Raw genomic sequence first — 15,525 nt, forward strand, 5'->3', positions numbered from 1 at the left:
TAATACACAAATTTATGCAAATAAAATTAACCAACGGCATTTTCTTTAAAAGGAAAGTGCTTCCAAAGCTTATTGTGAAAACACTAATCTTATTATGTTGTACAACTGTTTTCGGCTTTTCATCAGAAATTCTTTTTTCACAAAATGAAAAAGTTTCTATAAAAGCAGACAAAACCATGACTATTTACGAGGTTTTAGAAATTATAGGAGAGCAAACAGAATGTACCTTCATTTACCAATCGGATATTTTTAAAGACGTCCCCGAAATAGCAATCAAAAAAGGCGTTGTAAAAGTTAATAGGTTATTAGAACAATGCCTTCCTCCAGCAAATTTTAAAATAACAGTAACAAATGGGAATTATTATACCATTACTCGTATAATTCCCAAGCCCATCAAACAAGGTATAATAAGGGTTAAAGGCATCATTACTGACTTGAATGATATGCCTTTAGTAGGAGTTCATGTAAAAGTAGAGGGGACTCCGAAAGGCACCATATCAAACTTTGATGGTTCATACAGTATTGAAGTAAGCAGTAGAGGAGTATTGCTCTTTTCGGCTTTAGGTTTTGAACAACAAGCGATACCTGTAAATAATCAAAGTCAAATTAATGTGAAACTTAAGGAAGACATTACCGAATTGGGTAAAGTGATGATTAATACAGGCTATTATAGTGTTAAGGAAAGAGAACGCACAGGAAGTATAAGTCGTGTTGGTTCAAAGGATATAGCTTTACAACCTGTGGTAAGCCCTTTACAAGCATTACAAGGTAGAATGCCAGGTGTAGAGATAAATCAAACTAACAATTTGCCAGGTGCTGCTACAACCATTCAAATACGAGGGCGAAATAGTCTTAGAGATGATGGTAATTCACCACTTTATGTTATAGATGGAATTCCAATAAGTTCGGAGGAGATCGATGCTTCTGGGTTATATGCGATATCTGGACTCGACCCTTTGAGTACCTTAAATGTTTCAAATATAGAAAGTATTGAGATTCTCAAAGATGCTGATGCCACATCAATTTATGGTTCAAGAGGGGCAAATGGGGTGGTTTTAATTACCACTAAAAAGGCTTCCTCTGGGAAATCCAGAGTTCATTTTAGTGCTTATACAGGTGTTGGTGAAATATCTCAGAAAATGAATGTTTTAAATACTTCTGAATATTTGGAAATGCGTAATGAAGCCTTTACCAATGATAATAAAATACCAACATTGAGTAATGCCCCAGATTTATTAGTTTGGAATCAAAATAGCTATACCGATTGGCAGGATTTATTATTAAGTAATAGCGCATTTATTTCGGATGTTCAGGCATCTATATCGAGTGGAACACCTCAAACATCATTTTTATTTGGAATGGGGTATCACAATGAAGATTTAGTTTTTCCTGGAGATTTTGGTTATAAAAAGCTGACAGGAAACTTGAATTTAAATCACCATTCTGTAGATAATAAACTAAATTTTACCTTATCTGTAAACTATGGCGTGGACAAACATAATAGTTTTGAAGCCTCCAGTTTTATAAATGAAGCTATAACGTTAGCCCCCAATGCGCCAGAACTGTATAATAATCAAGGTGATTTAAATTGGGAAAACTCCACATGGGTGAATCCATTAAGTTACCTAAGAAAAACACAGGATATAAACACAAATACTTTATTAAGTAGTATGATGGTGAGCTACCAGATTATGCCCAGTCTGCAAGCCAAAGTAAGTGTGGGTTACACTAATTTACTGAGTATAGCTTTAGATAAAAATCCAATAAGCAGTAATGATCCAGCTGTAATTTCTGAAAATACTGCGAGTCAACGTACAACCTCTAGGGACTCCTATATCGTAGAACCCCAATTGGTTTATAATAAAAGCTTAGGTCAAGGTGAATTGGATATTTTATTTGGAGCGACGTTTCAAAATAGTAAAAATGAGTCCTCTCTATTAGTAGGGAAGGGGTATACTGATGAAAGTTTACTAGATAATTTTGCAGCAGCCAATAGTGTAAGTGTTCTGACTCAGGACGATAGAGAGTATGCTTATAATGCTGTGTTTGGTAGGGTTGGTTACCAATGGGAATCCAAATATTTTATAAACCTAACAGGGCGTAGAGATGGTTCATCTCGATTTGGTCCGAATAATAAATTTGCCAACTTTGGAGCTGTAGGAGCCGCATGGATTTTTACACAGGAAGACTTTGTAAAAAGTGCATTACCTTTTTTAAGTTTTGGGAAGTTTAGAGGCAGCTACGGTACAACTGGTAGTGATCAAATTGCAGATTACGGTTATTATGATACGTATCAACCCACCAACGGAGTAGGTGGTTTATACCCTACACAGTTAGCAAATCCAAACTATTCATGGGAGGTTAATAAAAAAATGGAATTATCTACCGAATTAGGGTTTGTAGGCGACCGTATCATGATATCAGCAAACTGGTATAGAAATAGGTCGTCCAACCAACTGGTGGGTTATACACTTCCTGCGCTTACAGGTTTTACATCCATTCAAGCAAATTTACCAGCTACGGTAGAAAACCGTGGTTGGGAGTTACAGCTTACCACTCAAAATATTCAATCCGACACATTTAATTGGGAAACCTCTTTTAATATTACGATTCCTAAGAACGAGCTTATAGAGTTTCCTGATATTGAGAATACAGCATATAATAACAAATATAAGGTTGGATCATCTTTAAACAGTGCACTTTTATACCGTTCCTTAGGTGTAGATTCAACAACGGGTCTCTACGAGATGGAAGACATGGATGGCGATGGACGTTTTGATTTTAATGACCGCTTAATAATCCAGGACATGGGACGAAAATACTACGGAGGATTAACGAATAGGCTTAGTTACAAAAATATTTCATTAGACTTCTTTTTTCAATTTGTAAATCAAAAAGGACGAAACCATTTGGCTATGTTCGAAGCCCCAGGGCGTTCTTTAGGAAATCAACAGACTGCCGTTCTTAATCGTTGGCAAATGCCAGGGGATGTAGCAACAACACAGCAGTTCTCAACAAGTTCAACAGCATATAGAACTTACACTAGAGCAAGAACTAGTGATTTAGTAATCACTGATGCGTCATTTATACGGTTAAAAACATTGTCTCTTTCATATAGTTTTCCTCCAGATCTAATGGAAAAAGTAGCCTTGCAATCGGGTAGGATCTTTTTACATGGTCAAAACCTATTTACACTTACAGATTATGAAGGTTTAGATCCAGAGTCAGCTCTATATGGTAGTATTTCAAACTTACCGCCTTTACGAATGTTCACTTTTGGAGTGCAATTAACTTTTTAACCCTTAGAACAATGAAAACACAAATACAATATAAAATATACCTAATTGCCTTTTTACTTAGTATAGTCTTTGTAGCTTGCGAAGATTATGTAACCATTGCTCCTCCAAACTCAAAGGTAGTAAGTCAAGTAGTTTTTGAGAGTGATGAATTAGCTACTGCAGCCGTTAATGGCATTTATCATGAGCTCTTTAACTTCAATGGTTTTGCTAGTGGAAGTGTAAACTCTATTACGGTAGTAACAGGGGTTTCAGCAGATGAATTGGATTTATACAATCCCATTGCGTACCCGGAGTTCGAAGAATATTACGAGCATAACATTAACCCAGATAGTTCTACAAGTTTAAAGTTTTGGTCAACGGCCTATAACATTATTTACATGTGCAACGCAGCGCTAGAAGGGTTGAATCGATCCAATAAGATTACTGAAGCAACTAAGCAACAGTTAGTAGGAGAAGTTCATTTTATAAGAGCCTTTGCTTATTTCAATTTAGCAAATTTGTATGGCGGAGTTCCTTTAATTAATACTACGGACTACAGTAAAAATGCATTGGAACCAAGAGCATCAAAGGAAAACACCTATCAATTCATTATTGAGGATTTAAACAAATCCAAATCCATGTTATCCGTATCCTATAGAGATAATCAGCGAACACATGTAAATAGCTATTGTGCAACAGCTCTGTTGTCACGTGTATATCTATACCAAGAAGACTGGCTAAATGCTGAAAAAATGGCGTCAGAAATTATAAATGCTAGTCAACTATTTAAGCTTTCAGACGATTTAAATAAGGTGTTTTTAGCGAACAGTGAAGAAGCGATCTGGCAAATTTCCCCTGTGGGTACTACAGGAGAAACGAGGGAAGGCAATATATTTATAATTACCACACCGAACTATTTTTTAAGTCCAGTAGCACTAAGTGAGGATTTGTTAAATGCTTTTGAAAATGGTGATGATAGACTAAATCAATGGGTTTCATCTTTAGGAAGTGGTGTTGAAATTGATTATTTTCCATTTAAGTACAAGATAAAATCGACCATTGATCCGCCTTCAGAATACAGCACCGTACTAAGGTTAGCAGAACAATATCTTATTCGAGCAGAAGCGCGAACAAATCAAGGACTGATAATCGAAGCTCAACAAGATATTAATGCCATAAGGAATAGGGCAGGCTTATCAAATGTGAACACTAGCCTTACCGCAGATTTACTAGATATTATTTTAAAGGAACGCCGAATTGAATTGTTTTCAGAGAGGGGACATCGGTGGTTTGATTTAAAACGGACAGGCCAAGCTAATACAGTGCTTTCTGCTTTGAAACCCAATTGGAATAGCACAGCAGAGTTACGTTATCCCATTCCTGAAAGTGAATTAGCGAAAAATCCAAACCTATCTCAAAATTCAGAATATTAGACTCATAATTTTATGAAAACCATGAAGTATAAAATTAAAACTATGCTTGGGCTGCTTTTTATGGGATTAAGTGTTGGGTTAAGTCTTAATTCTCAAGAGTCTCCGAATCACTTTCCAGAAATAGGTAAGCCTATTCTAGATTTTGAAATAAAAAATATAATGGACTATACCCAGACACGAACGACCTATTCAGAATTGAAGGGTAAACCAACTATTCTTTATTTTTGGAGCCGTTATTGTCCAAGTGCTGTTCGAAACATTACCAAGGTAAATGGGTTAAAGCAACAATTTGGAGAAAAAATAAACATCTTTTTAGTTGGAGGAGAAGCAGCAGATGCAGGAGTTGGTAAACATGTTTTTCTAGGAATGGAACCTGGAATGGAGAATCTTAAGGAGTTATACTCAAACCTTAAGCAGGAACAAGGGCTGAAAATCCCTGTAGCCTTTGATCCGGTTTTGTTTCAGCGTTTTGTGCCTGAATCAAAAGTGCCTTGTATTATTTATATAGATTCAAAAGGCATTGTGAAGGCCATAACCAATGCAATCGATCAAGAAAAAGTCAAGCTGTTTTTAGCAGAAAAAGATTTCTTCTTTAGAGACCTTTCATATGAAGCTCGACAAAAAGCAATAACAGAAAAGGTAGATCAATTTATGCCCTTTGAATCCAATGGTCAAAGGGTTAAAAATCCTCCATTTTTGTACCGATCGTTATTTACTCATTATGAAAAGGAAGGGGTTAGAGTGCCTAGAATATCAAATACCATTGATGCAGTATGTCGTGACAATAGTTATAGAAAAAAGGGATGGCTTCAGGGAAGTGCGACTTTATCGGATTTATACAAACTAGCCTATTTTGGATATATTAATTCTAAAGGGGTATTGAATGACTATCTATATTTAAAAGAGCGAGATTATAATCAGTTGATATTGGAGTTAAAAGATAAGTCCTTATTTTCTGGTGTAAATTATGAGACTAGAAAAAACTTGTTCATCTATAGCCTTATTGTACCTCCTGAAAAGGCCATTTCAGAGAATCTCCAAGGCATGATGCAAGGAGACCTGAAAAACTATTTTGGATATCAAGTTAGAATAGAGAAACGGATGTTGCCTTATTGGCGCTTAACCGTCTTAGAAAAGGCAAAAAGAAAATTGAAAACAAAAGGAGGTGATTATAGGTTGAAATCTGATGGATTTACAAATTTTTCCTTTCAAAATGTTTCAGTGGATAATTACATAGATTCGATATTTTATATGGTGAAATCGAAATTAAATATGCCTATTATTAATGAAACAGGACTAGAATTTCACATAGATATACCTGAAACATCTGTGTTGCTATCGGACTTTGAAGCTATTAAAGGAGCATTAAAAAAACAAGGTTTTGAAATGGAAATTGCCCACAAGGAATTTAGAGTCCTTGTCATATCTGATTAAAGTAAAATTAGGAGTTGGTAGCAAGTCACTACCAACTCCTTTTTAAGACAAGGTTTTGTCTATTTTAAAATTAATCAGGATCTCTTTCTAATAAATTATTACAAGTAGTTCCGTTTTTAACAGCATAGACGTGTTGTCCAAGGAATGTACAGGTAATTCCTTCTCCTTCACAACCAGCATCTACAGGCTGACAAGCTTGCGGATTGCTAGAAATTACATACTCTCCCATTTGTGCGGGACTAGTTTCAGTTGCCGTGGCAAATGATAAAGCTACAGCAAACATGAATGCCATTACAGGCAAAATGATTTTTAAATTTTTCATCTTTTCTAAAATTAAATTAATAAGATACACTTATTTTTTATACAGGTGTTCAGTGTTTCTATTTCCTGATTCTATCGCGATATTATCTTTATTTTGTTTTGAAACAGGTTTCATTTCTGAAAACCAGTTCTGGTTTAATTCATAGATTACAAGGTAGTTGTGATGTATGGCTAGTAAATGATTATCTGTAATCATAAACCTTTTGAGCTTAAAACCTTTAAAGGAATCTATATAAAAACTAAAGTCGTAAGTGTTAGTATTTAAATTATAAACATCTATTACCGAAGAATTACCAAATTTATATTTGCTTTCATTTTTAGCCATTAAATTAGAATGAATCAAGAGGTAATCTTTATAGGTGTAACTATTTTTATTTACTAAGAAAGGAGGGGCTGCCATGGTTTTTGAATCATAGTGGTCTATTGCTTTTGATTTAATTTTAGCAATACTATTGGTGTCAATAGTTTTTCTTTTATCAACTAATTGCATGGTTGTGTCCATGATAAGATATTCATTACGGTAGTAGTATATATAGATTAATTTTGATCGTTTAGTATTATAGAGTAAAGATCCATCAGTGCAAAAAATACCATCCAATTGCTTTTCTAGTAAGTTGGGGGCTAATAGGACATTTGGCGGTTTGTTTGTCACCTTTCCTAAAATCAATTCATGATTTTCAGCATCAATGGAACGGATGGCCAATGATTTAGGGCCTATAGGAATGGCCTGATTAAAATAAGCGTTATCATAAATGAACTCATTGGCATTCCAAGATGAAATATTTCCTCTTAACAGTTTAGGAGTTACTCCATCTAAAAGATAGAAGTAAGGTGGGGTTACCGATATTCTACTTTTAGCATAGAACCTTTTTAATGAATTGGAATCGATTTTAACGCTTATATGGGAGGTGTCTTTGGATTGAGTATTAACTTTTAGTAAATGTAATGGTGCTGTAATATTTCCTAGATATATATTATTACTTACAGCATCGTATCCTGAAAAATAATAGGAATTGAATTTTATTTGCGTTACAGTATCTAATAAAATAGGGTGCGGAGGAAAATACCTATGGAAACTGTTTTGTCTATGGGTAAGTTTATCTGATACAGCATATAAACATACTACCGTAGTGATACTTAGAAAAGCACATGTTATTAATTTTACAATAGTTGTTTTCATGTTACTGATTTTTGTGTTAGAAGTAGAATTCCAATAGTTGCAATAGCCACAAAGAATAGGTTAAAAATAAGGTGTGCCGTCCATCCCATACTATCTAAAATTCCGCCACAGGCACAGGGTATAAAAGGGCTAAATTCGAGAATTATCAAGATATATGTTGAGAACATGACCATAAGACTATAACTGGCATATAAAGCAAGTAGCCTAAGTCGAGGTAATGCTAAAAGCATTGCAATAACAATTTCCATAGTTGGTATCAGAAATACAATCCAATGCCCTATTGATGTAAGTATTGGAGATTGACTCACTTGAATAGTGAATTTCTCATAATCAAGAAATTTGCTTACTGCGGCATAAACAAATAAAATAACGAAGACAATAGAAATTGTTTCCGTAAATAGAATTGTTTGTTTTTGAGACCATTTCATACCATTTGATATTTGATGGTATAAAATTATAGTTTAACATTATTCTTTAAAGGATAAGTTTTTGACTCTAAGGGATTTGTTTTTTAGGGTGCTAAAATGTCATCATTATTTAGCTTCGATAGGAGTTTTTCGAAGTTGGCTAGGAGGGTATCCATAATGCTTTTTAAAAGCTCTAGAAAAGTGAGCAATACTTTTAAAACCTGTCATTCTAGCAATAGAAATTAAAGCTTCGCTACTGTACTGAATCATCATTTTTGATTTTCTCAGGCGTTCCTGCATCAAAAACTTATGTACAGAGGTTCCATAAAGCTCTTTAAAACCATATTTTAATTTAAACTCATTAGTACCTAACTGTAGGGCAAACTCTTTAATAGTAGGTAATGGTTTTTCTAGGTTGTTAATGATGATGTCATGGCCTTCTCTTATTTTACGAATGTCTTCAAAAGTAAGACGAATTTTAGGTTTTAATTCAGGAGTTGGTAAACCATCGTTTTCTTGTTTGTTTTTATCAGAAAATTTTATGATTTGTTTTTTTAACTCATGGTCAAGTTTGTCTTGGTTTTTAACACGGTGGATGGCTGTAAGTAGTGTTTTTCTTTGATTTTTGTGCTTATCAATGAAGGTTGTGATATAGCAGGTTTTTGGAATGTATAAGCCGTCTTTCGTTTTAAAATTAAGTTCTAAAGTAGTATCGTAAATATCTTTTTGATTAATGTTATTCCAAATTTTATTCCAGTGGATCTGAGAGCTTTTCGTTATAAAATCACTTAAAGGTTTTCCTATAATGTCGATGTGTAAAGCCGAAAGTATCGTACTGGATTTCTGGGTTGCAAGTTCAATATATCCCTCATAATCAATGATAAAACTCATTTGAACTATATCAGTTATAGGGTCATTTGAGTTTACGTAACCTTCATGGAGCATGGCGTTTTGGATTTCTTCTGCCAGCATATTCAAGGATATAGTCACCGCTTCTAGATGATCGTTTTTATTAGTTCGCTTTAAACGGTAAAAGAAATTCCCAGAAGCCATTTCTAAGAGCATCTTATTAATATGAAGGATTCTATGCTTTTTACTATTCCCCATGTTTTTAGGTTTTGTATAAATCTAGAAAAGCCATAGCTTCTTCAGTATTTTCAAATGATTTGGTAGGGATAGGAGGATTACTTGTTCTGATATAGAATTCAGACATCATTTCAGAAACAGGCGGTTCTACGATAACAGCAACAGCTTTAATTAGTGTTGATCCTTCCCTGGCCAAATACGCTCTAGCTGATTTATTAATCTCTTTGATGCCTCTGATATCACATAGCACTGGTATGTATAGGCCTTGGTGTAACGATAATCGGTCTTTAACAATTTGGACAGCCGCATTTAGGTCGATGTAAACGCCATGATGATAAACGATATGCAATATATGATCATGAAATCTATACGAGGTATAGTCATTTTCAAAATAATTTCTCATGATTTAGAAAACTGGTAATTGAATATAAACTTACAAAATAATCAATGAAGTATTTTATGGTGTTCTAAAAAGTACCGCAATTGTTAAGTTTTATTTGACTATTTAGGATTAAAATTTGATTCTAAGGGATTTTGAAGGTGGTCTATTTTATAAATTCCTACAAATGATATTAAATTAAATGATGAAATAAAAAAATACATCATGGCAAAAATCAAACACAACAATTTTTTAGACACCGTAAATGAGGTGTTCACAGACGCAAAACAAAAAGGAATCATGCACTTATACGCAGAAGGTGATGATTTTTCAGGAAGAACAATCGGCGTAAATAATCGGAAACTCTTTCATTTTGGAACCACGGGTTATCTGGGTTTAGAGCAAGATGAACGCCTAAAGGCATCAGCTATAGAAGCCATTTCAAAATATGGCACCCAATTCCCTTTATCGAAATCTTATATTTCAAATCCATTATACAGAGCATTAGAGCAGCACATCACAGAAATGTATCAAGCTCCAATTATCATCACAAAGAACAGCACCTTGGGACATATGGGGGTGATACCAAATGCAGTAAGTGATGAAGATGCTATCATATTAGATCATCAAGTACATTGGAGTGTGCAAAGTGCAGCTAAAGTTTTAAAAAACAGAAGTGTTCCAATTGACATGATTCGACATAATGATTTGAATATGTTAGAAGACAAAATAAAAAGACTAACAGATAAAAAAAAGAAAATTTGGTATATGGCTGATGGCATCTATTCTATGTATGGTGATTTTGCTCCTTTAAAAGACTTGAAAGCCCTGAGTTTAAAATACCCACAATTACATTTATATATAGATGATGTTCATGGTATGAGTTGGACAGGCAAAAACGGTACAGGTTATGCCTTAGGAGAACTAGGAGAAGTAGCAGAAAACACTTTGTTATTTGGAACGTTGAGTAAGACTTTCGGAGCTAGTGGAGCCGTATTGGTATGTTCAAATAAGAAAATGTATCATGAAATAAAAACATTCGGTGGGCCATTAACCTTTTCGGCACAGTTAGAACCCGCTTCAGTTGCAGCGGCAACGGCATCAGCAAAAATTCATTTAAGTCCAGAAATTTATGAGTTACAAAAGGATTTGGGCGAACGTGTAGCCTACTTTAACGCACTTTTGGAAAAAACGGATTTACCCTTAATTGATAAAAACCATTCACCAGTATTCTTTATAGGGACAGGGATGCCAAAGACAGGCTATAACTTTGTAAATCGATTAATGCAAGAAGGATTCTATGTTAATCTTGGGATTTTTCCAGCAGTACCAGTAAAAAACACAGGGGTACGTTTAACTATATCCAGGCATAATGAAAAAGCTGAAATTAAAAGCTTAGTTGAAGCCATGGTATATCATTTTCCAAAATCTTTGGAAGAAACACAAACGAATAGAAGTCGTGTTTTTGGAGCCTTTAAATTAGAAGATCCCTCCAAAGAAATCGAAGCAGAACAACAAAATACTAACCTCACGATAACACAAGAGGATTCCATTTTAAAAATCAATAAAGATCAGTGGAATAGTTCAGTTGGGAAACAAGGTGTTTTTGATTGGCAGGGGCTTAGGTTTCTAGAAGAAGTCTTCCGTGACAATGAAGCTAAAGAACATAATTGGACATTTAAGTACCTCGTAATTTGTGATTCCCAACAGACTCCAGTTTTAGTCACTTTCTTTACAGTAGGATTATGGAAAGATGATATGTTAGCTAAAGTTAGCGCATCAAAAAAGATAGAAGACATCCGGAAAACGGATCCCTATTATTTGACTTCAAAAGTTTTAAGTATGGGGTGCCTGTTTACAGAAGGAAACCATATGTATTTAAATGAAGCCCACCCTGAAAAGAATCAAGCTTTAGGGATGCTTATGAAATCTATAGAAACTCTAGAGCAAGAATTTGAAGCTAAAATGGTTGTTCTTCGTGATTTTCCGAAGGGTAACTTTTTACACAACTATTTCCAAGGTCAAGGTTTTGTACGTGTTCAAATGCCTCATACTTGTATAATTGAATTGGATCAAGAAGAAACCGTAGAAACCTATGTAGCTAAACTATCTTCAAGAAACCGAAGACATTTTAGAAAAGAAATTTTAGAATTGGAACCCAAATTGTGTATTGATGTAGTACAAACTTGTACTTCAAATCAGCTCAAGAAAATTCAGGAATTGTATCAAAACGTCCATCAAAATAATTTAGGGTTAAACACATTTTCCTTTCCAGAAAAACTTTTTAAAAGCATGTCAACGCATAACAGTTGGGAATTTATCATAATCAGTTTGAAGGAAGTGCCAGAAAACATGATAGGTGTTATGCTGTGCTATAAAAATAGCAACAAGGTTTATGTGCCAGCCTTTGTAGGTATGGACTATAGTGCTTTATCAAAATATTATACCTACAGACAACTGTTGTATCAAACGATAAAGCGGTCTATTGAGCTTAAGTTTGAAATGATAGATTTGGGAATGACCGCATCTTTCGAAAAAAGAAAATTAGGAGCTACAATAGAGCATCAGTATGCATACATTCAATCCTTAGATAATTATACTTTGGAGCTTATGGGCACATTAGAATAAAATTTTTATTAAGCATAGGGGATTTTATTTAGATGGGGTATCAAGAACTGGTCAATGAATTTGAGACAAAATTAGATGTTTTGGAGTGTAGAAACGAGGATGTTTTATATACTGCTGAAACAGGGATAGCGCATACGGAGCGTTGTATCAAACAGCTTCGTAAGCGCGTGCTAAAACATGGATTTAGTTCCATGGAGGAGGAAATACATTTTTTTAAGCATATAAAGCCCCAAATACTTAGTAAGCTTATCTATTATGTCAAGTTATATCATATTGAAAGTAAACGCCCAAGAAGTAGTTCGAAATTTCAGGTGAAATATTTAAACGGTCAAATTAATAAATTACAAAATTATTTTAATGACAATTTGGAGTTTTACCATTATCACCGTCGGGGAGCAACAACTCTGGACGAGCAATATTTTATAAGAGGACAATCCGATTTACGTTCTCCAACGGAGTCCTTTCATTTTTTTATAGATGAAGAGTTTTCGACATGTCAAGATTATGCTGTAGCGACCATTATGGCTTTTGATATGCTTATTGTGTATTTGCAACAAGAAATCGAAAAATTAGAAAATAACACACAAGTTGCTAAAAAATCTCTCATGAAGCAAACACCTAAACTCTTCTGGACAGGAAGCAAAACAGAATTAATAGAATTGATTTATGCATTGCATAGCAGTGGAACCATAAACAGTGGAACAGCCGATATCAAAGAAATGGCCATTATGTTTGAACAAAGTTTTAATATAGATTTAGGTAATTACTATCATACTTTTATTGAAATACGAGCCAGGAAATGTAGCAAAACCAAGTTTTTAGACCGACTCATTGAAGTCTTAAACCAACGATTTGAAGATGCCGATGAATAATCCCAAGTTGTTCCCAAGTTGGGAGAAATAAAAACTTGCATAAATTCCTTATATGAAGCTCAAAACACATGGGCTTACCTATTAAAACCCTTTAAATGGATGCTTTTAGTATTAGAATACTGTCTTAAAAAAAACACCCACCTTGGGATGAACTATGGTTTAAAAAACGAATAATCAGTTCAATTTTGTTAAACGAAAGTCAAATCAATGCAAAGTCGTCATTTAAAAATGTAAACCCTTGGCGGCTTTGTTTTTTAACAAAAACACAAAAGTATGGGCGCAACGATTATTACTACAGAAGATCTTCGAGAATTTAAACTAGAATTACTCGAAGACATTAAACTTTTATTAGATAACAGTACTGGACAACCGGCAAAAAAATGGTTAAAGTCTCCAGAAGTCAGAACACTTCTAGGCATCTCTCCAGGAACCTTACAAAATTTAAGAATAAACGGTACTTTGCCGTATACTAAAATTGGTGGTGTTTTGTATTATGATTATGAAGACATCAGAAAGCTTTTTGAACAAAACAGAATTCACAATAAGTTTTAATCTGTTTTGGAGGATATCAATTATATTAAACATTTGAATGGTGTTTTTATGCAATTTTCTAAAGACACACGTTTAAATCCGACACACATTAGCCTGTATATTGCCTTATTTCAAGTTTGGAATAACAATTATTTTAAGGATGAGTTTTATATGAGTCGAGAGGAAGTTATGAGCTATGCCAAAATAGGTTCTAAAACGACGTATCACCGCTGTATTCGTGAGTTAAGCGATTGGAGTTATTTGCTATACATGCCAACTCACAATCCATTTAAAGGTAGTCGCGTTAAGATGTTCAATTTTGGGACAAGCAATGAACAAGTGCTGGACCCATGTTGTACCAAAATCGAGACAAGCAGTGGACAAGCGTTGGTATCTATAAACAAACAAATACAAACTATAGAAAACAAGAAAAACATAAACAAACCAGAAAATTTTAGAAATTTAAATACTAAAGATTTTAAAACAAAAGACAAACCTGCCGAAGTTGTCCCGTATCAGGACAACTTGAAGACCAGATCCGATAAAAATTACAATGAGCCTTTATGAGTAAATCTAAACCACATATCATCGTCGAAGGGAGTGAGTCGTTTGTTTTAGGTGAAATTAAAGGAAACCAAATCACTTATAATTTTGAGCAAATGTTGGTTTATTTGGAATCCAAAGGAAAGTCGGTATACGGACAGAAATTTAGGTTATTTGAAGAAGACCGAGATATTCTATTCAAATTATGCAATTATGTGATCAAAGATGAAGTCAACTGTAAAAAGTTGGGTTTGGATTTAAACAAGGGAATCCTTTTATCGGGACCGGTAGGCTGCGGCAAAACCAGTTTGATGCAATTGTTGAGATATGTGGTTCCGCATCAAAAAGCCTACAAGATAATTCCAGCTCGAAATATAGTTTTCGGATTCAATCATCTAGGCTATAAAACGATAGAAGACTATGGTAACGGAAATTATTTTTGTTTTGATGATTTGGGTGTAGAACCCATTGGGAGACACTATGGCAAAGACTGTAATGTTATGGGAGAAATCATTCTCTCGCGTTATGATCTGTTTATTTCAACCAAGTTAAAAACTCATGTAACCACAAATTTGAATGCTCAAGAGTTGGAAGAACGTTACGGCAAACGGGTGCGTTCGCGTATGCGCGAGGTTTTTAATTTAGTCGCTTTTGATAAGAATACTGGAGATAAACGGAAGTAAATCGAGGATCTTCCTTTAATAAACAATGCATTGATTTTTTAAATCAACTTTTTAATAACCCCATTAAAATAGCCAAAGCCATGGCCCTGGTATTTTTACTTCTAAGGAAATAAGCTGCTTCTTTATCATGGGTAATAAAACCAATCTCCAATAGTACAGAAGTGCAAAAAGGAGCAGTGTCTCGAAGCACTTGAAAATTACTGTATTTTACACCACGATTTTTAAAACCTAAGTTGTGATTAACTTCCTTTAATAGCGATGAAGCCAGGTTCAAGGAATAATTCCCATTCACAGAAGCCTTTTCCAAAACATAAGCTTCCATCCCGTAAGCAAAATTAAGAGCAGCATTGCAATGTAGGGATAAAAAGACATCAGCCTTTAATCTTTTGGAGAATTGACTTCTATCTTTTAATGCGATTAACGTGTCGTTGTGTCGTGTGAGGTGTATCTCAAACCGACTATCCAATACGCTTTTATTTAGCTGTACAATCTCTTTAGCCAAATTCAAAACCACATCTTTCTCTCTAACATTAAGAACACCAAGAGCACCAGGATCCATTCCACCATGACCAGGGTCAATTACAATGATTTTTTTAGGAGCTATGATTTGACTAAAACACAGACAAGATTTTAGTATCACTAGAAGAAAAATGACGTTTTGGAGCCTGTTTTTGAAAGTTACTTTCATGATTTTTTGATTTTTTAGAAGGAAAAGTCATAAGGATTGAGGCTATTTGTTTGCAATTAAAA

General features: G+C 34.4%; 14 protein-coding genes. 8 read left to right on the forward strand and 6 right to left on the reverse strand.

Going from position 1 to position 15,525, the window contains the following annotated elements; all coding sequences use genetic code 11:
• Positions 1 to 14: 14 nt before the first annotated feature.
• From H6X70_RS04635 to H6X70_RS04645, 3 genes are read left to right on the forward strand one after another with little or no spacing between them, the layout of a single operon-like run.
• A complete protein-coding gene (locus H6X70_RS04635) occupies positions 15 to 3,299 on the forward strand; it encodes a SusC/RagA family TonB-linked outer membrane protein (protein WP_228530257.1) in 3,285 nt (1,094 codons plus the stop codon).
• 11 nt (positions 3,300 to 3,310) lie between these two features.
• Positions 3,311 to 4,711, forward strand: coding sequence for a RagB/SusD family nutrient uptake outer membrane protein (locus H6X70_RS04640; protein WP_228530258.1), 1,401 nt, complete (start codon positions 3,311 to 3,313; stop codon positions 4,709 to 4,711).
• 21 nt (positions 4,712 to 4,732) lie between these two features.
• Positions 4,733 to 6,145 carry a TlpA family protein disulfide reductase gene (locus H6X70_RS04645; RefSeq protein WP_194766504.1) on the forward strand — a complete coding sequence of 471 codons (1,413 nt, stop codon included), beginning with the start codon at positions 4,733 to 4,735 and terminating at the stop codon, positions 6,143 to 6,145.
• A gap of 70 nt (positions 6,146 to 6,215) precedes the next feature.
• Here the strand turns inward: H6X70_RS04645 and H6X70_RS04650 are convergent, their stop codons facing one another.
• The 5 genes from H6X70_RS04650 to H6X70_RS04670 form a co-directional block, all read right to left on the reverse strand.
• Positions 6,216 to 6,467, reverse strand: a complete 252-nt coding sequence (locus H6X70_RS04650) for a DUF6520 family protein (RefSeq protein WP_228530259.1) — start codon at positions 6,465 to 6,467, stop codon at positions 6,216 to 6,218.
• Between the two features lie 30 nt (positions 6,468 to 6,497).
• Complete coding sequence (locus H6X70_RS04655) at positions 6,498 to 7,646, reverse strand: hypothetical protein (RefSeq protein ID WP_194766506.1); 1,149 nt, start codon at positions 7,644 to 7,646, stop codon at positions 6,498 to 6,500.
• The gene (locus tag H6X70_RS04660; protein ID WP_194766507.1) at positions 7,643 to 8,074 is read right to left on the reverse strand and encodes a MauE/DoxX family redox-associated membrane protein; all 432 of its coding nucleotides are present in this window, start codon (positions 8,072 to 8,074) and stop codon (positions 7,643 to 7,645) included. The genes H6X70_RS04655 and H6X70_RS04660 overlap by 4 nt, the downstream gene beginning before the upstream one ends.
• Positions 8,075 to 8,179: 105 nt before the next feature.
• Positions 8,180 to 9,160 carry a helix-turn-helix transcriptional regulator gene (locus H6X70_RS04665; protein ID WP_194766508.1) on the reverse strand — a complete coding sequence of 327 codons (981 nt, stop codon included), beginning with the start codon at positions 9,158 to 9,160 and terminating at the stop codon, positions 8,180 to 8,182.
• Between the two features lie 4 nt (positions 9,161 to 9,164).
• On the reverse strand, positions 9,165 to 9,542 hold the full coding sequence (locus H6X70_RS04670) for a hypothetical protein (RefSeq protein ID WP_194766509.1): 378 nt from the start codon (positions 9,540 to 9,542) through the stop codon (positions 9,165 to 9,167).
• Between the two features lie 201 nt (positions 9,543 to 9,743).
• Between H6X70_RS04670 and H6X70_RS04675 the strand changes: the two genes are divergently transcribed.
• The 5 genes from H6X70_RS04675 (at position 9,744) to H6X70_RS04695 (ending at position 14,775) form a co-directional block, all read left to right on the forward strand.
• A complete protein-coding gene (locus H6X70_RS04675) occupies positions 9,744 to 12,146 on the forward strand; it encodes an aminotransferase class I/II-fold pyridoxal phosphate-dependent enzyme (RefSeq protein WP_194766510.1) in 2,403 nt (800 codons plus the stop codon).
• Positions 12,147 to 12,226: 80 nt separating this feature from the next.
• Complete coding sequence (locus H6X70_RS04680) at positions 12,227 to 13,018, forward strand: RteC domain-containing protein (protein WP_228530260.1); 792 nt, start codon at positions 12,227 to 12,229, stop codon at positions 13,016 to 13,018.
• 273 nt (positions 13,019 to 13,291) lie between these two features.
• The gene (locus tag H6X70_RS04685) at positions 13,292 to 13,570 is read left to right on the forward strand and encodes a helix-turn-helix domain-containing protein (RefSeq protein ID WP_194766512.1); all 279 of its coding nucleotides are present in this window, start codon (positions 13,292 to 13,294) and stop codon (positions 13,568 to 13,570) included.
• 48 nt (positions 13,571 to 13,618) lie between these two features.
• Positions 13,619 to 14,116: a hypothetical protein gene (locus H6X70_RS04690; RefSeq protein ID WP_228530261.1), complete on the forward strand. Its 498-nt coding sequence runs from the start codon at positions 13,619 to 13,621 to the stop codon at positions 14,114 to 14,116.
• The gene (locus tag H6X70_RS04695) at positions 14,113 to 14,775 is read left to right on the forward strand and encodes an ATPase (protein WP_194766514.1); all 663 of its coding nucleotides are present in this window, start codon (positions 14,113 to 14,115) and stop codon (positions 14,773 to 14,775) included. The genes H6X70_RS04690 and H6X70_RS04695 overlap by 4 nt, the downstream gene beginning before the upstream one ends.
• Before the next feature lie 43 nt (positions 14,776 to 14,818).
• Here H6X70_RS04695 and H6X70_RS04700 read toward each other — a convergent pair whose 3' ends face one another.
• On the reverse strand, positions 14,819 to 15,463 hold the full coding sequence (locus H6X70_RS04700) for an N-acetylmuramoyl-L-alanine amidase (RefSeq protein WP_194766515.1): 645 nt from the start codon (positions 15,461 to 15,463) through the stop codon (positions 14,819 to 14,821).
• Positions 15,464 to 15,525 lie beyond the last annotated feature (62 nt).

It is taken from the genome of Tamlana sp. I1, from assembly GCF_015355625.1.
Lineage (GTDB): Bacteria > Bacteroidota > Bacteroidia > Flavobacteriales > Flavobacteriaceae > Pseudotamlana.